Here is a 19,857-nt window from a genome sequence, read left to right on the forward strand (position 1 = left end):
CTCACATGGTTTCCAAAAGGTTAATCCCGCACATGACCCAACCGGTTGTCACCCGCTTCGCGCCTTCTCCCACCGGCTATCTCCATATCGGCGGCGCCCGCACCGCGCTGTTCAACTGGCTCTACGCCCGCGGCCGCGGCGGCAAGTTCCTGCTGCGGATCGAAGATACTGACCGCGAACGCTCCACCCCAGAAGCCACCGCCGCGATCCTGCAGGGGATGGCATGGCTAGGCCTGGATCACGACGGCGAGGTGATCAGCCAGTTCGAACGCGCGGACCGCCACGCCGAAGTTGCCAGACAGCTGCTGGGCGAAGGCAAAGCCTATAAATGCTTTGCCACCCAGGAAGAAATCGCCGCCTTCCGGGACCAGGCCAAGGCTGAGGGCAAATCAACCCTTTATCGCTCTCCCTGGCGCGATGTGGATGAGGCCAGCCACCCGGACGCGCCTTATGTGATCCGCATCAAGGCACCGCAGGAAGGCACCACCGTGATCAAGGATGAAGTGCAGGGCGATGTCTCCATCCGCAATGACCAGCTTGACGACATGATCCTGCTGCGCTCTGACGGCACCCCGGTCTATATGCTGGCAGTGGTGGTGGACGACCACGACATGCAGGTCACCCATGTGATCCGCGGCGATGATCACCTGAACAACGCCGCCCGGCAGATGATGATCTATGAAGCAATGGGCTGGGACATTCCGGTCTGGGCGCATATCCCGCTGATCCACGGCGCCGACGGCAAAAAGCTCTCCAAACGCCACGGCGCGCTGGGGGCGCAGGAATATCAGGCGATGGGGTATCCGGCTGCCGGTATGCGCAACTATTTGGCGCGTCTTGGCTGGTCGCATGGCGATGACGAGTTTTTTACGGACGCCCAGGCCAAGGACTGGTTTAACCTTTCCGGCATCGGCAAAAGCCCCGCCCGGTTCGACACCAAGAAGCTGGAGAATCTCTGCGGCCAGCACATAGCCGTCAGTGATGATGCTGCACTGCGGCAGGAAATCTGCGCCTATCTGGCCGTTGCAGGGGAAACCGCTTTGACTGACGCGCAGTCACAAGGGCTTGAACATGCGATGTATTGCCTCAAGGATCGGGCGCGCACCTTCCCTGAACTCATTGAAAAAGCGCATTTTGTCCTTGCTTCACGGCCTCTTGATCAGGATCAGAAGGCACAAAAAGCACTGGCTTCTGTATCCGACGGTATACTGGAAGAATTGACGCCGCAGCTGCAAAATGCTAGCTGGGTCCGTGACGATCTGGAGGCGCTTCTGAATGCATTTGCAGAAGCCCATGATACCAAGTTCGGCAAGCTGGCCGGCCCTTTGCGGGCTGTGCTTGCAGGCCGGTCGGTAACGCCTTCGGTGTTCGACATGATGTTGATTCTGGGCCGTGAGGAAACCCTCGCCCGGCTCCAGGACGCAACAGGCTGATAGCGGTATTAACACCCGGTAAAGCCTGTTTTGATACGACAACTCCTGCGCGAATCCGCGCAGGCGCTGCCTGCATGAGCGCACTCGAACCGGGTGTCTCTTATGCCCGCAACAGGAAGGGACAATAATGACCGACACACAGAAGTCAGCAACGCTCACGCTTGATGGTGAAAGCTATGAGCTGCCCATTTTCTCGCCGACCGCCGGACCCGATGTTGTCGACATCCGCAAGCTTTATGCCCAGGCGGGCGTGTTCACCTACGATCCGGGCTTTACCTCGACTGCCAGCTGCGACAGCACCATCACCTATATCGACGGTGACAAGGGTGAGCTTTTGCACCGGGGCTATCCGATCGACCAGCTGGCCGGCAAATCGCATTACCTCGAAGTCTGCTATCTGCTGCTGTACGGCGAATTGCCGACCGCCGCGCAGCTGGAGGATTTTGAGGTCCGTGTGACCCGTCACACCATGGTGCATGAACAGATGCACAACTTCTTCCGCGGGTTCCGCCGCGACGCGCACCCGATGGCCACCCTGGTGGGCGTTGTGGGCGCAATGTCGGCCTTCTACCATGACTCTCTGGATGTGACCGATCCCTGGCAGCGCGAGGTGGCTGCGGTCCGCCTGATCGCCAAGCTGCCGACCATCGCCGCGATGGCCTACAAGTATTCGATCGGCCAGCCGTTTGTGTACCCGCGCAACGATCTGGATTATGCTGCCAACTTCCTCCACATGTGCTTCTCTGTTCCGGCAGAGGAATACCACGTGAACCCGATCCTCAGCCGGGCGATGGACCGTATCCTGACCCTGCACGCGGATCATGAACAGAACGCTTCCACCTCGACCGTGCGGCTGGCGTCCTCCTCCGGCGCGAACCCCTTTGCCTGTATTGCAGCGGGCATTGCCTGCCTGTGGGGTCCGGCGCATGGCGGCGCCAACCAGGCCTGCCTGGAAATGCTCAAGGAAATCGGCACCGTCGACCGCATCCCGGAATATATTGAACGCGCCAAGGACAAGAACGATCCGTTCCGCCTGATGGGCTTTGGCCACCGGGTGTACAAAAACACCGACCCGCGCGCCAAGGTGCTGAAGCAATCCGCAGATGAAGTGCTGGAGCTGCTGGGCGTTGAGAACAATCCGCTGCTGCAGGTCGCCAAGGAGCTGGAGCAGACCGCGCTCAACGATCCCTACTTCATCGAGAAGAAGCTGTTCCCGAATGTCGACTTCTACTCCGGCATCATTCTGGAGGCGATGGGCTTCCCGACCTCGATGTTCACCCCGATCTTTGCGCTGTCGCGCACCGTCGGCTGGATCTCCCAGTGGAAGGAAATGATCGCCGATCCGCAGAACAAAATCGGCCGCCCGCGCCAGCTGTATCTGGGCGAAACCATGCGCGACTACACTGATATCGAACAGCGCTGACCGTCTCCTGTTCCAAGTAACGAAACGCCCCGCCGGCCGCGGGGCGTTTTCTTGTCTGCCCCCAGCGAACTTCCGGCTGAAGGATTGGGTAAAGTCCGTGGAGTAGGCAATAAAACGGAAACAATACCGCAGAACTGCGGGAATCGTTCTTCCAAAAAGTTCAATATTTAAGAGTATTTGACCGAGCTGGCACAACCGAATAGTGATCTGTTGAGCTTTCTTTTTTGGCGGTCCAGCCTGCGCCTTGATTGCACAGCGCGGCCCGCCAGACAGCAATGGATTGGTGACATGGAACTTTTGATTTTGCTAGGCATCGGCCTCACCATTGGCGGCGTGGCACTGGCGTTGGACGATGACGATGATAGCATTGAAGGCGATAAAATTACCGGCACTGAGGAAAACGACGATATTGCCGGAGCAGAGGGCGACGACACGGTTTTTGCCGGAGACGGCATCGACATTCTCGACGGAAACGGAGGCGATGACCGCCTCTTTGGCCAGGATGGGGAAGATTTTCTGGTCGGCGGCGAGGGGGATGACTTCCTGCGCGGTGGTTCAGACTCCGACCTGATCATTGACGGTAGCGGCAATGACACCTTGATAGGTGACCTGGGGCATGATCTGATTGTTGCCACCACAGCGGTTGATCCGGACGACACCATTCAACTTGTCAGGGATTGGATAGACAATGAAGACCCTGATGAAACGATACAGCTGCAACGCGACCTAAGCTCCCCGGATACAGACGATGATGCGGATGTAATTCAGGCGGGCTATGGCAACGATGAAGTTTACGCTGGCAACGGCGACACTGTAAGCTTGGGCGAAGGGAACGATGAACTGGTTCTAGGCGATTGGATCGAAGCCGGAGATGAGCCTGTGGTCTTGACCGACTACAGCCCGCTCGAAGACATGATCGTTTACTATTATGACGGTTCCGGTCCAGCCCCTGAAATCACAGTTGAAACCACGGTGGACGAACTGGGTGATGAAGATGATGCTCTTCTTATGGCTGACGGAAACGTCTTTGCCCGGATCGAGGGTGCCGGTGGCCTGATTGCGCCGCACAACATCTGGGTTCTCGAACGCGAGTAACGGTTGCCGAAAGGTGGCTCCGGCAACCCCAGTCCTTTTTCTTCCTCAGCGCCCCTCAAACTTCGCGGGGCGCTTTTCCATGAAGGCGGTGACCCCTTCCAGAAAGTCACGGGTCTTGCCGCATTGCCCCTGCAGATGCGCTTCCTCCGACAGCTGTTCCGCCAGCGTGCGGCCATAGCTTTCGCGCAGGGCGGTTTTGGTTGCAGCCAGCGCCTTGGTCGGCCCTTCTGCCAAATAGGCCGCGCGTGCGCGCCAATGGGCGTCGAACTCCGCGTCCGGCACCGCTTCCCAGATCATGCCCCAGTCGCTGGCTTGCTGCGCGCTGATGCGGTCGGCAAACAGCGCTGCCCCCATCGCCTTGGCCAGACCGATCTGGCGCGGCAGGAACCAGGTGCCGCCAGCATCCGGGATCAGGCCGATCTTGGTAAAGGCCTGCATGAAGAACGCGCTTTCGGCCGCAATCACCACATCCGCCGCCAGCGCCAGATTGGCGCCCGCACCGGCTGCAGCACCGTTGACGGCAGCCAGCACCGGCACCGGGCAGTCATAGATCGCCTGCAGCATCGGCAGGTATTCATCGCGCAGCGTGCGCTCCAGATCCAGCTTGCCGCCGTTATTGCCCGCATCGCTCAGGTCCTGGCCCGAGCAGAAAGCATCGCCGGCGCCGGTCAGCACCACTGCGCGCGCATCGCCTGCGGCCATCCGCATCGCATGGGTGATCTCGGAGCGCATCCGGCTGGTCAGCGCATTCTTGCGTGCTTCCCGGTTCAGCGTAATCACCGCAAGCCCGTCCTGCAGCGTAAACAGGATTTCTTTGTATTCCATCGGATTGCCCTATCTAACAAATGCCTTGGGCCGCGCGGCAGAGCTGCCGCACAGGCCGGTTGGCAGACATCGTGACGCAAAGGCTGCAAGCCGGAAAGACAGACCCCGCGTCAATCCTCCAGGATTTCCCTCAGCCGCTGCTGCTCTTCTGCGCTCAAACCCTGCTCGGATGCCTTGGGCTTGCGGGCACGGCCGCGGACATAAAAGACGCCAATAGCTAGCGCGGCCAGCAGCATCAGGGGGCCTGCTGCCCACAGCAGCAGATTGGCACCCCGCACGGTTGGTTTCAGCAACACGTATTCACCATAGCGGTCAACAATAAAGCCGATGGCCTCGCTGTTGCTGTCGCCAGCCACCAGCCGCTCACGTAGCAGCACCCTCAGGTCGCGGGCCAGATCCGCATTGGATTCATCGATGCTTTCATTGCGGCAGACCAGGCAGCGCAGCTCTTCGGACAGCTCCCGCGCGCGGGCTTCCAGCGCCGGGTCCTGCAGCACTTCATCGGGTTCCACCGCAAACACTGGTGCCGGAACCATAACAACCGTGGCCATGATCGCGACCAGCGCAAGGAACAGAAGACGCATGTGTTTCATTCCGCAGGCACTCCTGCCGATGGTGTTTTACGCGCCCCCGCAGCCACCCTGAACCGCCGGTCGCTAAGGCTGAGAAGCCCGCCGATGGACATCAGGATGCAGCCAGCCCAGATCCAGTTCGCAAAAGGCTTGATATAGGTGCGCATGGTCCAGCTGCCGTCTGCCTGCTGATCCCCCAGCACCACATAAAGATCGCGGGTCACGCGATAGTCGATGGCCGCCTCGGTGGTCGGCATCCGAGCGACGGGATAGTCGCGTTTTTCCGGGAACAACACAGCTTCCGGCTGCCCATTGCGGGTGACCTCAACCCGGCCTCTGGTGGTGAAATAGTTCGGCCCCTGCTCGCGGCTGACGTCCCTGAGCACGAGGGTAAAGGCGCCAACGTCAAACGGTTCGCCAATACGGGCAACACGGATATCTTCCTGCTCCCAGGCTGTCAGCCCGGCGATGGCAAAGATGGTGATGCCAACGCCGCCATGGGCAACGGCCTTGCCCCAGTCGGCCCTGGGCAAACGCAGCATGCGCTGAAGACGGTTTGATCTTCCGCTGCGCAGCCACAGATCGGCCAGCGCGCCAAACACCAGCCAGGAGCCAAGAAACAGTCCCACCGGACCCAGCGCGGACTTGCCGGTCTGCAGGGCCCAGGCCAATACGCCCAGCGATACTGCAAGCAGGAACACATAGCGCAGCTGCCAGGCGGCGCGGCCAATGCGCCCGCGCTTCCACGGCAGCATGGCGCCCACCGGCAGCAAAAGCCCCAGCACCACCATGAACGGCGTAAAGGCTGCGTCAAAGAACGGCGCGCCGACGCTCAGCTTGCGGTCAAAGACCATCTCCGCAACAATCGGCCAGACGGTGCCAAAGAAGACCACAAAACAGCTCACAGCCAGCAGGATGTTGTTGGCAACCAGCGCGGTTTCGCGGCTGACGATGCCAAACAGCCCCTTGGCTTCCATCGCTTGGGCGCGTGCGGCAAACAGCGTCAGCGCGCCGCCGGTGAAAAAGGCCAGGATGAACAGGATGAACACCCCGCGTTCCGGGTCATTGGCAAAGGCGTGCACACTGGTGATGATGCCGGAACGCACGATGAAGGTGCCGATCAGCGAGAAACCGAACGCCAGGATCGCCAGCAGGATGGTCCAGCTTTTCAGCGCTTCGCGTTTTTCCACCACGATGGCAGAATGCAGCAGCGCCGCCGCCAGCAGCCAAGGCATAAAGGAGGCGTTCTCGACCGGGTCCCAGAACCAGAACCCGCCCCAGCCCAGCTCGTAATAGGCCCACCAGGACCCCAGCGCGATGCCGATGGTCAGAAACACCCAGGCGGCCAGCGTCCAGGGACGCACCCAACGGCCCCAGGCGGCATCGACCCGGCCCTCAATCAATGCGGCGACGGCAAAGGAAAACGCCATCGAAAGCCCCACATATCCCAGATAGAGGAACGGTGGGTGGAAGGCGAGGCCGGGATCTTGCAGCAGCGGGTTCAGGTCTTGGCCGTCAAACGGCGGCACGGTCAGCCGCAGGAACGGGTTGGAGGTGAACAGGATGAAAGCAAAGAAGGCAACACCAATCGCGGCCTGCACCGACAGCACCCGCGCCTTCAGCGTTGGTGGCAGTCCGCCGCCAAAGACAGAGGCCATGGCGCCGAACAGGCTGACAATCAACACCCACAGCAACATCGAACCCTCGTGGTTGCCCCAAGTTCCGGAGATCTTGTACAGCATCGGCTTGGCCGAATGGCTGTTCAGCGTCACCAGCTTCAGCGAGAAATCAGAGGTGATGAACCCCCACATCAGCGCGCCAAAGGCAAAGGCGGTAAACAGGAATTGCGCCTGTGCCGCAGGCTCTGCCACGGCCATCCAGCCGGGCCAGCGTTTATGAGCGCCGATCAGGGGAACAACAGCCTGCACGATGGCAATCATGAAGGCGAGAATTAGGGCGAAGTGTCCGAGTTCTGTGATCATGTGCCGATATGTCCATGCATGCTCAGTCAGGATGGCTTTCCTATACGCCTGTCTGCCGGCAGGGCCAATGGCAAACCCCGCGCCATGCCGCCGCAGTGGGCAAATTGTGATTAGCCCCGACTGGTTTTCCAGTCCCGCAATGCCGGGTTGGCTTCCGTTTCAGTGGCATCCAGCTGCGCGTCTGCATCGGTGCCGGTGGAAGCTGCCGCAGGAGTGTCTGCTCGCAAGGCTTCCAGCGCGGCGATGTTCCGGGTGACCCTCGGCACCTGCGCAATACTGGCAGCCAGCCCCTGCTGGAACGCCAGGCTTTTGATCTGATGACGTGCTCCGAAATAAAAGGAGACGATGACCCCAAGGAGCCACCACAAGGGTTCCGGCACCAGCGCCAGCCCCTGCATCCGGGCGGCAAACCAGACTGGATCGCTCAGAGCAGAGATCAGCAGCGCCATTGTGCCAAGCGCCAGCATGGGCCGCGGCAGCCGGTTGACGCCGTCCATGAAGTGGTCGAACCGGCTTTTGCCGCCATATTGGAATTCGGCTGCCAACTGGGTCAGCGCTGCGTCCTGCAATTGATGGTCGCGGGCAGCCCCGGCCTCGGCGTTTTCCCTGAACACTTCAACGGTTTCCCGCAACACGTTGCGCGGACTTCCAAAAACCATCCCCAGGATATCCGTGATCAGCCCCATGCCGCTGTCCTCCGCTGAAATGCCTGCTGGCTCAGATGGTATTGAGCAGAAATGAACTCCTCAGCCCGTTTGATCCAGCCGCCTTTGGTTCCGTCGCGGGCGCGGGCAAATTTGCGGCTGGCCGGGCGGCGGTCTGCCAGGCGAAAGTAGTAGTTGCGGCGGGCAATGCCGTAGGCGTCGCGCAGGGCGCTTGCGTCAACCAATGCCGCCTGCTCAGCCGCAGAGGCAGTCAGCGGGCCAATGGCGCCATCGGCTGCCACATCAAACCCCATTTCGGTCAACAGCCGCTGCAGGATACGCACCGCATTGCTGCCTGCATTCACATACATGTCAAACACCGATGCCTGCAGGCAGGCCGGCAGGGTTGCGATGCGGGGCGCCTCGAAATAATGGCGGATGAAAATCTCTACCGCCTGCGGTCTGCTCAGCGCCTGCACGTCTTGCACATTCACCGCCCCGTCGCCGGTCAGATCCAGCCCAAGGCGTCGCATGGTGGCGATGGTCACCCCGTATTTGGTGGCGCCGCCCGGATCGTCCGGATCATTCACAAAGCCGCCTTCGCGGGCCACGATTGCTTCAGCGATTTGAGTAACTGTCTGCATGCCACCTCACCGTTTTTGGTTTGGCTCATGCTGCCGTAAGGGACCTAAGATCCCCTGACACCACCGTACGCAGGCTGTGCAACACCCGCGAAATGCGCTGCCGCGCCGCGCATCGCGCGGCGCCGGGCCCAACGCAAAACGCCTCCCCAAAGGGAGGCGTATCTGCGGCGGGAGCACCCCGCTCTGACACCGCGTCTCAGGCCTCGGGCTCCTGATAGACCCCCTGCTCTTTCAGCGCATCCATGACTTCCTTGGGCATATAGGTTTCATCGTGTTTGGCCAGAATTTCAGAGGCTTCGAATACGCCGTTCACGTAACGTCCAGTGCCGACCATGCCCTGGTTTTCCTCAAACAGATCCGGCAGCACGCCGGTATAGGCGACCTGCACCGTGGCGCCGCCGTCGGTGACGGCAAAGCGCACGGTTTCTCCCTGGCCGCGCTGCAGCGAACCTTCGGCCACCAGCCCGCCGATGCGGAACACTTCCGTTGGCTGCGGCGGTTCTTCGGCCACCTGACTGGGCGAGCGGAAGTAGTTGATGCCGTCCTGCAGGGCATAGCCGATCAAAGACGTAGCTGCGATCAGGGCCACCGCGGCAATCGCGATGACCTGGATACGGCGCTGTTTCTTCAGGTTTTTCATGGTGTCCTCATATCAAGCCCAAACCAGCGCCGCGCCCCGGTCAGGGGAACAGCGGCGCCATCATCAGGCCTTCGGTCTCTTTCTCACCTAACATCAGGTTTGCGTTCTGCAAGGCCTGGCCACTGCTTCCTTTTGTCAGGTTATCCAGGGTTGCGATCACAATGGCGCGGCCGTCGATCCGGTCCTGCGCCACGCCGATATGGCAGAAGTTGGAGCCGCGCACGTGGTGGGTGCTGGGCGCCTCGCCAAACGGCAGCAGTTTAATGAAGGGCTCATCCGCATAGGCTTTGGCAAAGGTTTCGTGGATCACCTGCGCGTCGCCCTTCACATAGACGGTTGCCAGAATGCCCCGGTTGGCAGGAAGCAGATGCGGAGTGAATTGTACCTTCACCGGACGGCCTGCGACTTTGCTGAATTCCTGGTCGAACTCACCCAGATGCCGGTGGGTGCCGCCAATGGCATAGGCGTTGTAGCCTTCGCTCAGCTCTGCATGCAGCAGGTTTTCCTTCAGCGACCGGCCGGCGCCAGAGACAGCGCATTTCAGGTCCAGAATGATGTCATCCAGATCAATCACACCCGCCGCAATCAGCGGCCGCAAAGCGAACTGGCCGGTGGCGGCATTACAGCCGGTGCCGGCAACCAGCCGTGCGGATGTGATCTCATCCCGGTAGAATTCGGTCAGCCCGTAGACCGCCTCTTCCTGCTGCGCCAAAGCGCTGTGCGGATTGCCGTACCATTTTTCATATTCCGCCGGGTCGCGCAGCCGGAAATCGGCGGATAGGTCAACCACCTTCAGGTTCTTGGGAAGTGCTGCGATCACTTCCTGACTGGTCTTATGCGGCAGCGCGCAGAAGCACAGGTCGATACCGGCAAAATCGATCTCGTCGATTTTGCACAGCACCGGCAGCTCCATATGGCGCAGATGCGGGAACACCTGGGCCATGGTCATGCCGGCCTTGCGGTCGGCGGACAGGGCCGCAATGTCGATATTCGGGTGCTGGGCAATCAGCCGCACCAGTTCGGCGCCGGTATAGCCGGAAGCACCAAGGATAGCCACTTTGTGGGTCATGTCAGACCTCGTCTTTCGATGTGATATGCCGGTTCCGCAGCCATCTGCGGAGAGAACTATGGGAACATGCGCCGCAGCGCTTTGACCTGGAACAAGGTTCCGGGTCCTTTGCGCTCAGGCTGCCTGAAAGGTGATTTCCCGTCGGAGAAACTGCGCCGCACGGTCACTGACACGGCCGGGATCTCCGGTGGTGAAGAACCCCCCTTCGCCGTCGCCGTGCATGCCGGGATGGCGCGTCAGGTAATCGGCCAGACTGTCCGCCACCAGGCTGCCCTGGCTGAACACCTGGACATTCGGGCCAAGTGCTGTCTGAAAGGTCTGCTCCATCAGCGGATAATGGGTGCAGCCCAGAATCGCGGCCTGCGGATGCGGCATCTTGCGTTTCAGAGCATCCACATGGGACCGCACCAGCGCCTCGGCCAGGATCATGTCGCCGTCTTCAATGGCATCGACAACGCCGCCGCAGGCCTGCGCCTCGACATCCACACCAATGGCGCGAAAGGCAAGCTCGCGCTGAAAGGCACGGCTGGCGACGGTGGCCGGCGTGGCAAACAGCGCCACATGCTTCACCTCAACCTCGCGGGGGGGCGAATTGTCACCCCACTGGCGTTCGGTCAGTGCCTCAATAAGCGGTACAAACACACCCAGCACCCGCTTGCCCTGGGGCAGCCCGCCTTCCTGCATCCGCCGCAGCGCAGCGGCAGAGGCGGTGTTGCAGGCCAGGATCACCAGATCGCAGCCCTTGTCCCACATGTCATGAACGGCGGATTTTGTTAGCTGATAGACATCATCTGCATCGCGCACACCATAAGGCGCGCGGGCGTTGTCGCCGTAGTAAAGAAAATCCACATCCGGCAGGCGCCTTTGCGCCGCGTCCAGAACGGTCAGCCCGCCCAGGCCTGAATCAAAGATGCCAACAGCCATTTCTGTTTTCCCGCGGTGTTCTGCTTCGCGCCCAAACCCTGGAATGCCGGATCTGAACAGTACTGAAAATGCTCTTACGTGGCTTTTTGCGGGAAATCCATCATTGCTTTTGAACTTTGCACAGGCAAGCAAGGCGCAACGCCCGGCGCCGCGCGTCAGCGCGGCGCCGGGCCCAACGGCTCTGGGCCTTTCTTCGAAAGGATCGGAGCCGGCGGGAGCGCCCGCCTGCCCCGGTTACTCCGCCGCCTGCTTGAGCGGCACAGCCCCCTGACGCAGGGCAGCCAGCAGTTCTTCGCGGCGTTTGGCGGCCTTTTGCTCGTTTGCCTGTTTGACCGGACCAAAGCCGCGGATTTGCAGCGGCAGTTCGGCCAGTGCTGCCAGCTGCTCCATGATCTCAGGTGCTGCCTTGGGCAGCCATTCTTTCATGTCGCGCTCAAACTGCTTGATCAGGGCACGTTCCATCTTGCGCTCTGCAGTATAGCCAAAGACGTCAAGCGGCGTTGCGCGCAGGAATTTCAGCCTGGCCAGCAGGCGAAAGCCACGCTCCATTCTGGCGCTGAATTTGCGCTTTTTCGGGCGGCCATCCGGATCGGTGCCGCCCAGCATCGGCGGCGCCAAATGATAGGACAGCGTCAGATCGCCCTCGAACTCCGCTTCCGCCTTGGCGCGGCTGCCAAGAAGCAAACGGGCAACCTCGTATTCGTCCTTATAGGCCAGAAGCTTGTGATAGCCCTTTGCAACCGCCTCTTTCAGTATGGGGTCGCTGATGCTGTCCAGAAGCCTGCCATAGCGTTTCGCCAGCCCTTTGCCCTGATAGGCAATCAGATGATCCTTGCGGAAGGCAATTTTCTCTTCCAGCGTTTTGGGTTTGTTGGAAACCTCGGGCGCGGTCAGCTTGGCAGCTTCCTGCGGATGCAGCACCGCCCAGCGGCCAATGTCGAAGGCACGTTTGTTGCGTTCCACCGCAGCGCCGTTCATCTCGATCGCCTGTTCGATCGCTTCAAAGCTGACAGGCACCAGCCCCATCTGCCAGGCTCCGCCGAATACCATCATGTTTGAGAAGATCGAGTCGCCCATGGCGGCGCGGGCCAGTTCTGATGCATCAAACAGGTTCAAACGCTCGCGCAACCGCGCCTGCAAGGCCACCTCCAGACGGTCCACCGGCACCTTGAATTCGGTGTTTTTGGTGAATTCACCGGTGATGATTTCATGGCTGTTCACAACCGCCCCGGTTTTGCCAGTGGTGGTCAGGCCCAGCGTCTTGGCGCCGGCACTGACCACCAGGTCGCCGCCGATCAGCGCATGCGCCTCGCCGGTGGCGACGCGGATTGCCGAGATGTCCTCGGGGGCATTGGCGATCCGGCAATGAATATGCACCGCGCCGCCCTTTTGGGCGAGGCCCGCCATTTCCATCAGCCCGGCACCCTTGCCGTCAATCTGGGCAGCTTGCGCCAGCACCGCGCCGATGGTCACCACACCGGTGCCGCCGACGCCGGTGATCACCACATTATGTGTGCCGTCGATGGCCGGCAGCTCCGGCATCGGCAGATGCGGCAGGTCGATGTCGGCGGTTGCTTCCTTGCGGATCTTGGCGCCTTGGACGGTCACGAAAGACGGGCAAAATCCGTTCAGGCAGGAGAAATCCTTGTTGCATGACGATTGATCGATGGCGCGTTTGCGGCCCAATTCGGTGTCCTTGGGCACGATGGAAACACAGTTTGACTGCACCCCGCAATCGCCGCAGCCTTCGCAGACGTCGGTATTGATGAACACCCGTTGATCCGGGTCCGGGAACAGGCCCCGTTTGCGGCGACGGCGTTTTTCGGCGGCGCAGGTCTGGATGTAGATGATGGCAGAGACGCCTTCGACCTGTTCGAACGCGCGCTGGACCGTCATCAGCTCGGCGCGCTCATGCATTCGCATGCCGGCCGGGAACTGCGCGGCGTCCACGTCTTCCTTTTCGTCATAGACCACGGCCATGGTCGCCACCCCCATCGCCTTCAATTCATGGGCGATCCGGTAGGCGGTCAGCCCGCCTTCAGCCTGCTGGCCGCCGGTCATCGCAACCGCGTCATTGAAAAGGATCTTGTAGGTGATATTGGTGCCTTCGGCCAAGGCGGCGCGGATCGCCTGCACACCGGAATGGTTATAGGTACCGTCGCCCAGGTTCTGGAACACATGTTTGCGGGTGGAGAACGGCGCCTCGCCGATCCAGTTCGCCCCTTCGCCGCCCATATGGGTAAAGCCCACCGTCTCGCGGTCCATCCACTGCACCATGAAATGGCAGCCGATGCCGGCATAGGCGCGCGACCCGTCCGGCAGGCGAGTAGAGGAATTATGCGGGCAGCCAGAGCAGAAGTAGGGCAGCCTGCTGGCGATTTCGTCGGCGTTGTCAGCGCGGCGCGCCTCTGCCAGGCCTTCCAGGCCCGCCTTGATCGCCTCTGTCTCGCGCCCTTCCTCAATCAGGATGCCGCCCAGTTTCTCGGCAATCATGATCGGGTCGAGGGCATATTTTGTCGGGAACAGCTCCTCGCGGTGCATGCCGCCGGCACCACCCTTGTACCAGCCATAAACCCGGCGGCCGCGGCGATCGTCAAAAATCGCTTCCTTGATCTGGATTTCGATCAGCTTGCGTTTTTCCTCGACCACGACGATCAGGTCCAGCCCTTCGGCCCAGTCATGGAAGCCTTTCATGTCCATCGGGAAGGTCTGCCCCACCTTGTAGGTGGTGATGCCAAGCCGTTCAGCCATGTTTTCGTCGATGTTCAACAGCTTCAGCGCATGAACAAGGTCGAGCCAGTTCTTGCCCGCAGCCACAAGGCCGATCTTGGCGCCGGGTTTGCCCCACATGCGCCTGTCCATCTTGTTGGCGTGGCTGAAGGCCTCTGCCGCAAAGCGTTTGTAGTCGATGATGCGGTTTTCTTGCCGGAACCGGTCGTCGTCCAGCCGGATGTTGAGCCCGTCCGTCGGCATGTCAATTTCCGGCGTAACGATGTCCATCCGGTCCGGGCGGGCATCGACAACCGACGTCACCTCGATGGTGTCTTTCATGGTCTTGAGCCCGGTCCAGAGCCCCGAGAACCGGCTGAGCGCATAGCCATAGATGCCGTAGTCCAGAATTTCCTGCACGCCGGCCGGGCTGACGATGGGCAGGTAGCAATCCAGCAGCGACCATTCCGACTGGTGCAGCACGGTCGAGCTTTCGCCAGTGTGGTCGTCACCCATCGCCAGCAGCACACCGCCATGTTTGGACGTGCCTGCCATATTGGCGTGACGGATCGCATCGCCAGAGCGGTCCACGCCCGGCCCCTTGCCGTACCACAGGCCAAAGACACCGTCGTATTTGCCTTCGCCGCGCAGTTCGGCCTGCTGCGCCCCCCACAGCGCGGTGACCGCGAGATCCTCGTTCAGACCGTATTGAAAGGTGACGTCGGCCTCTTTCAGCTGCTTTTCGGCGCGCGACATCTGCAGATCCACTGCCCCCAAGGGCGAGCCGCGATAGCCAGTGACCAGCCCGGCAGTGTTCAGCCCCGCCGCCGTGTCACGGTGTTTCTGCATCAGCATCAGGCGCACCAAGGCCTGTGTCCCGTTCAAAAGCACCGGGGACTTGGACAGGTCGTATTTGTCATTCAGCGTGATTTTCGGCGTGCTCATCATGGCCTCCTCAACCGGGATTAGCTTGCACTTTCTCGCCCTAACAATAGGTCATAATTGCTGACCTGAATAGCTGGATAATTTTGTTTTTTACTCGCTTGCGCCGTAAAAACTGATACATAACTAAGATTTCATACTGTCGGCGCCGAACGGATAGAAAGTAACGCATATGGATTGGGATAAGCTTAGAATATTTCACGCGGTGGCCGATGCGGGCAGCTTGACCCATGCGGGCGACAAGCTGAATCTGTCGCAATCAGCGGTCAGCCGCCAGATTCGGGCACTGGAGGAAAGCCTGAATGCGACGCTTTTCCACCGCCATGCGCGCGGACTGATTCTCACAGAGCAGGGTGAGCTGCTGTTCGACGCCACACAATCCATGTCAGCCCGGCTTGAGGCGGCCTCTGCCCGCATCCGCGACAGCGAGGAAGAAGTGTTCGGCGAGCTGCGGGTGACCACCACGGTTGGGTTCGGGACCCTGTGGCTGGCACCGCGTCTGACCAAACTGTATGAGCAATACCCGAACCTCAAGATCGACCTGATGCTGGAAGAACGGGTGCTGGACCTGCCGATGCGCGAAGCCGATGTGGCAATCCGCATGAAGGAACCCAGCCAGGCAGATCTGGTGCGCAAGCGGCTGATGACGGTGCGGATGGGGCTTTATGCAACGCCGGCCTATCTGGAGGCACAGGGCAACCTGGAAACCTTCGCCGATATCGCCAACCACCGGCTGATCTGCCAGAACCAGCGGTCTGCGCAGGTGGGATCTGCTGCCGTGCTTGGTAAAAATCTGATGGCGCAGAATCCCGGGTCGCTGCTGACGGTCAACAATTACTTTGGTGTTATGCAGGGGGTTCTGCATGATCTGGGCGTGGGTATTCTGCCGGACTATGTGACAGAAGAATTCCCGGAACTGGTTGAGGTGCTGCCGGATGAGTATCAGAATGAGGTTCCGGTCTACCTAGCCTACCCGGAGGAGCTGCGGCATTCCCAGCGCGTCGGCGCCTTCCGTGATTTCGTGCAAAGCGAGATCATGGCGCACCGCAAACACATGAAGGAGCTGGGCAAGCTCTGATCCCGCTGTATCAGGGCTGTGCTTAAAACCCAGCCGCTCTGCCGCGGGTTCAGGAAATACGGACGAAATATCCGTCTGGCTGCGCTCCAGCTATGCAAAAACTGCATAGCAGCATTGACGCCGAAATGGCGTATCTCCCCTTGAAGGAACGGGCTTGCGGCCCTAAATGAAATCTCATGAAGGCGGCGGCTTCGCCCCCCTTCATACCTCCCTGTTGGACTTCGGCCGAGCTTAGTGCTCGGCCTTTTTTTGGCAGCACGGCTGCTGGCGGCCCAGTAACGCACTGTCAGAAACTCTCTTTTTTCTTTGACCTGAATACAACTCATCGGTTCAACTGGGCCGATCGATACCCGTACCCAGTCCGGTTTCCTGACACAGGAGGTTTCGTTGAAGTTTGTTTTTCAGCACTATGCCCGCGTTTTGACCGTGTTTTTCACAGTTCTTGCGCTGGGAATTGCCGGAACACCGCCGGTGATGGCGCAAACAGCCCCCGCCTCTGCCCCCGCCCTGCCCGATCCCCTGACCGAGGACGCCATTCATGAAATGGTTGCCCGGATGTCTGATGATCAGGTCAGAGCCCTGCTGCTGGAACGGCTGGACGCAGTTGCGGCCCGGCAGGAGGAAGCTGCACCACCGCCCACTCTGACCGGGCGTGTTGTGCAGTTGTGGACCGCCTTCACGCTGCCGGTGACCGATGCGGTGCGCAAGCTGCCGGTGCTGCCGGAAGGTCAGGCCCGCGCGATCGGAAATTTTGTTCACAAACACGGCGGCCCGGGCGGCGTGCTGACGATGCTGGGACTTATTGCCCTGACCCTTGCGATTGGTCTGGCGGCGGAAATTGCCGTGCGCAAACTGATCGCCCGCTGGCGCAATCTGGACATGATCAGCGGGTCTGCCGACACGCTGGCGGGCGCGCTCAGCTTTCTGGGCCGCCGTTTCCTGCGCGAGATGATCGGCCTGGTGGTGTTTTACGTGGTGATCCGTGCTGTAGGCCGGACGCTGCTGGACGCACAAATGCTGCTGTTTGCGGCGCCGATGGTCACCTATCTGATCTGGCTGCCACGGGTGGGAGCTGCGGTGTCCCGCTTTATCATGGCGCCGGAACGGCCCGACAGGCGGCTGGTGAATGCCAGCGACCGATGGGCCGACTTTCTCTATTTGCACACCATTGGTCTGGTCTTTCTGGCTGGGCTGGCAATTTTCTCCGTCCGTTTCAACGCCGCCAATGGGGTTGCGCCGGAATCCATCCGGCTGGCCTATTGGCTGGACAGCCTGGTCTATGTCTACATCATCTGGATTGCCTGGACCGCGCGCGAAGGCCTGTCCGACATGATGCGCGGGACCGACCCTGACCGCACGCGATATGACAATCTCGCGGCCCATTACTATCCCTATTTCGCGATGGCTGTGGCCGCGCTGACATGGGTGGTGGTTGGAACAATGGTCGGGCTGGGCAAGGTGGCACAGCTGATCTACGGGGCGCATTACATTACCATGTTCTGGCTTCTGGCCGCCCCGGCGCTGGATACGGCCATCCGCGGGCTGGTCAAGCATCTGGTGCCGCCGATGTCCGGCGAAGGAGACCTGGCCGAGGCAGCCTATGTCTCGACCAAGCGCAGCTACATCCGGATCGGCCGGGTTCTGGTGGCAGGCATCGTGCTGGTGATCATCTCAAATGCCTGGGACGTCGACCTTATGGCCATTGCCTCCGGCGCTGAAGGCATTGCAGGAAACCTGATCGGCTGCCTGATGACCATCGCGGTCGGCTATGTGATCTACGAAGGCGTGTCGCTCTGGATCAACCGGCGGCTGGCCAGGGAGCAGACCTCTGGCGAGGAGGCCGAGGCTGGCAGTGAAGGTGGCGGCGCTGGCGGGTCGCGGCTGGCAACCGTGCTGCCGCTGTTGCTGGTAACCGCCCAGATCGCCATTGCGGTGATTTTCGGGCTGCTGGCCGTCGGCGCGCTGGGCATCGACATTACACCGCTACTGGCCGGGGCCGGGATTCTGGGGCTTGCCATCGGCTTTGGCGCACAAAAGCTGGTGTCGGATGTGGTTTCCGGCATTTTCTTCCTGGTCGATGATGCCTTCCGCGTCGGCGAATATGTCGAGGTCGAAGGCACCCGTGGCGCGGTTGAGAAGATCTCGATCCGCTCCATGCAGCTGCGCCACCACCGCGGGCCGATCAACACCATTCCTTATGGCGAGATCCCCAAGCTGACCAATTACAGCCGTGACTGGGTAATCATGAAACTGCGTTTCACGGTGCCATTTGATACCGACCCGAACAAGGTCAAGAAGATCTTCAAGAAAATCGGCGCCTCGATGCTGGAGGATGAATTGTACAAGGATGATTTCCTGCAGCCGTTCAAAAGCCAGGGTGTTTTTGACTTTGATGACGTTGGCATGATCATGCGAGGCAAGTTCATGGCCAAGCCGGGCACCCAGTTCACCATCCGCAAGGAGATCTACAACCGTGTAAAGGCAGCCTTTGCTGAAAACTGCATCGATTTTGCCCGCCGCGAGGTCCGGGTGGCTATTCCCGGACTGGAGGATGCAGACCAGATGAACAGCGGCGAAAAGGCCGCTGTGGCTGCCGCGGCAGGCGCTGCCGCACAGCAGCAGACGTCTGAAGAAGGCAAAGACGGTGCCACGCCAAAGACGTAGTTCGGTGCGGCGCGCTGCGGGCTGTGCTGCCCTGGCGACAATGCTGGCAAGTCTGGCCACGGTCGGTAAAACAGCGGGCCCAGAACAGACGGAACGGCACCTTGGCCACATCGAGACGGTGCAGAAAACCGAAAGCTATGGTTTTCGCAACGGATCGGTCGTGGTGGCACCGGTGCCGTTTTCCAGCCCGATGATCGGCTCTGGCCTGGGCCTGGGCGCGGGCTATCTGTTCAAGACCGGCCCGGATGCCAATACATCAGTGATCGGGCTGGGCGGTCTCAGGTCCGACAACGGCAGCCAGGCGGCGGCAGTCATGGTCAACTTTGCCCTTCCCGGCAACCGCTGGCAGGTCAAGGCGCTCGCCGCGCGTGCGGATGCGGTTTATGATCTTTACACCGGGGCGGGCATTCTGCCTGTCAGCCAGGTTGGGGCGCTGGCGCGAATAAACGTGGCCTATGGCGTGACCCCTGATCTGTCCGCAGGTGTTGCGCTGCGCTACCTGGAGACAGATATTTCGACAAACGGCGCTGTGCTGCCGCCCTCGCTGCAGCCGGATGCCGACCTGGCAATCGGCTCCTTCGGGGTCAGCCTCGACTGGGACCGGCGCGACAACAGCGATTACCCGACCATAGGCACCCGTTTCACGGCCTATGCGACACGATCCCATACGCTGGGCGGGATCAGTCGGCGCTATGACAAGACCTATACCATTCTCGACGGCTACCGTCCCATTGGCCGCCAGGGCGTTCTGGCCCTGCGCGGAACCCTGTGCGCCGCCTCCGGTAACACGCCATTCTTCGACCAGTGTTCGATTGGCGCCACCGACAATATGCGCGGGTTCAACAGCACCCAATACACCGGGCCGCGCTCTGCCTCCATTCAAGCCGAATACCGCAGGCGATTTTCCAAGCGCTGGGGCGGTGTGGTTTTTGCCGGTAGCGGCTGGACCGGGCCGGAGTTCGGCGATTTGACGCAGGGCGGTCGCCACAGTGCGGCGGGTGCAGGCGTGCGTTACCGGGTCTCCAGGAAGTTTCCGCTGGATTTCTCCATTGATATCAGCCGCAACAATGAACAGAAGACACAGCTCTATGTCTATGTCGGGCAGCGCTTCTGACCCTGCGGCTGCGCTGCATGCATCCATTTGCGCAACCCCTCTTTCCCAATGGCAAAGCTTGCTCTAAAAGGCGCACAATCGCAGCCATTGGGGACGTTT

At 60.7% G+C, this 19,857-nt stretch carries 15 protein-coding genes; 6 read left to right on the top strand and 9 right to left on the bottom strand.

Annotation, left to right across the window (positions count from 1 at the left end):
- Positions 1 to 32: 32 nt before the first annotated feature.
- The 3 genes from gltX to ACP151_RS15670 all read left to right on the top strand — a co-directional run bounded on the left by gltX (position 33) and on the right by ACP151_RS15670 (position 3,951).
- Complete coding sequence (gltX, locus tag ACP151_RS15660; RefSeq protein ID WP_424979837.1) at positions 33 to 1,433, top strand: glutamate--tRNA ligase; 1,401 nt, start codon at positions 33 to 35, stop codon at positions 1,431 to 1,433.
- 127 nt (positions 1,434 to 1,560) lie between these two features.
- Entirely contained in the window at positions 1,561 to 2,856 is a 1,296-nt protein-coding gene (locus tag ACP151_RS15665; protein ID WP_424979838.1) for a citrate synthase, read from the top strand.
- 288 nt (positions 2,857 to 3,144) lie between these two features.
- On the top strand, positions 3,145 to 3,951 hold the full coding sequence (locus tag ACP151_RS15670; protein WP_424979839.1) for a calcium-binding protein: 807 nt from the start codon (positions 3,145 to 3,147) through the stop codon (positions 3,949 to 3,951).
- A gap of 45 nt (positions 3,952 to 3,996) precedes the next feature.
- Here the strand turns inward: ACP151_RS15670 and ACP151_RS15675 are convergent, their stop codons facing one another.
- From ACP151_RS15675 to ACP151_RS15715, 9 genes are all read right to left on the bottom strand, one after another.
- A complete protein-coding gene (locus tag ACP151_RS15675; protein WP_424979840.1) occupies positions 3,997 to 4,776 on the bottom strand; it encodes an enoyl-CoA hydratase-related protein in 780 nt (259 codons plus the stop codon).
- Positions 4,777 to 4,886: 110 nt separating this feature from the next.
- Positions 4,887 to 5,360 (bottom strand): cytochrome c-type biogenesis protein, encoded by a 474-nt coding sequence (locus ACP151_RS15680; protein WP_424979870.1) that lies wholly within the window; start codon positions 5,358 to 5,360, stop codon positions 4,887 to 4,889.
- Between the two features lie 5 nt (positions 5,361 to 5,365).
- The gene (locus tag ACP151_RS15685; RefSeq protein ID WP_424979841.1) at positions 5,366 to 7,330 is read right to left on the bottom strand and encodes a heme lyase CcmF/NrfE family subunit; all 1,965 of its coding nucleotides are present in this window, start codon (positions 7,328 to 7,330) and stop codon (positions 5,366 to 5,368) included.
- A 110-nt stretch (positions 7,331 to 7,440) separates the two neighbouring features.
- On the bottom strand, positions 7,441 to 8,016 hold the full coding sequence (locus ACP151_RS15690) for a holin family protein (RefSeq protein WP_424979842.1): 576 nt from the start codon (positions 8,014 to 8,016) through the stop codon (positions 7,441 to 7,443).
- Complete coding sequence (locus ACP151_RS15695; RefSeq protein WP_424979843.1) at positions 8,007 to 8,618, bottom strand: holin-associated N-acetylmuramidase; 612 nt, start codon at positions 8,616 to 8,618, stop codon at positions 8,007 to 8,009. Before ACP151_RS15695 ends, ACP151_RS15690 begins: the two co-directional genes overlap by 10 nt.
- Before the next feature lie 196 nt (positions 8,619 to 8,814).
- Positions 8,815 to 9,258 (bottom strand): cytochrome c maturation protein CcmE, encoded by a 444-nt coding sequence (gene ccmE, locus ACP151_RS15700; protein ID WP_424979844.1) that lies wholly within the window; start codon positions 9,256 to 9,258, stop codon positions 8,815 to 8,817.
- Positions 9,259 to 9,298: 40 nt separating this feature from the next.
- Entirely contained in the window at positions 9,299 to 10,327 is a 1,029-nt protein-coding gene (argC, locus tag ACP151_RS15705) for an N-acetyl-gamma-glutamyl-phosphate reductase (RefSeq protein WP_424979845.1), read from the bottom strand.
- A 114-nt stretch (positions 10,328 to 10,441) separates the two neighbouring features.
- Positions 10,442 to 11,251: a glutamate racemase gene (locus ACP151_RS15710; RefSeq protein WP_424979846.1), complete on the bottom strand. Its 810-nt coding sequence runs from the start codon at positions 11,249 to 11,251 to the stop codon at positions 10,442 to 10,444.
- A 234-nt stretch (positions 11,252 to 11,485) separates the two neighbouring features.
- The gene (locus ACP151_RS15715) at positions 11,486 to 14,905 is read right to left on the bottom strand and encodes an indolepyruvate ferredoxin oxidoreductase family protein (RefSeq protein ID WP_424979847.1); all 3,420 of its coding nucleotides are present in this window, start codon (positions 14,903 to 14,905) and stop codon (positions 11,486 to 11,488) included.
- A gap of 169 nt (positions 14,906 to 15,074) precedes the next feature.
- Between ACP151_RS15715 and ACP151_RS15720 the strand changes: the two genes are divergently transcribed.
- The 3 genes from ACP151_RS15720 to ACP151_RS15730 all read left to right on the top strand — a co-directional run bounded on the left by ACP151_RS15720 (position 15,075) and on the right by ACP151_RS15730 (position 19,758).
- On the top strand, positions 15,075 to 15,980 hold the full coding sequence (locus ACP151_RS15720) for a LysR family transcriptional regulator (RefSeq protein ID WP_424979848.1): 906 nt from the start codon (positions 15,075 to 15,077) through the stop codon (positions 15,978 to 15,980).
- A gap of 387 nt (positions 15,981 to 16,367) precedes the next feature.
- Complete coding sequence (locus ACP151_RS15725) at positions 16,368 to 18,644, top strand: mechanosensitive ion channel domain-containing protein (RefSeq protein WP_424979849.1); 2,277 nt, start codon at positions 16,368 to 16,370, stop codon at positions 18,642 to 18,644.
- A 40-nt stretch (positions 18,645 to 18,684) separates the two neighbouring features.
- A complete protein-coding gene (locus tag ACP151_RS15730) occupies positions 18,685 to 19,758 on the top strand; it encodes a BamA/TamA family outer membrane protein (RefSeq protein ID WP_424979850.1) in 1,074 nt (357 codons plus the stop codon).
- Positions 19,759 to 19,857 lie beyond the last annotated feature (99 nt).

The sequence above is a fragment of the Leisingera sp. S232 genome (genome assembly GCF_049800895.1).
GTDB lineage: Bacteria > Pseudomonadota > Alphaproteobacteria > Rhodobacterales > Rhodobacteraceae > Leisingera.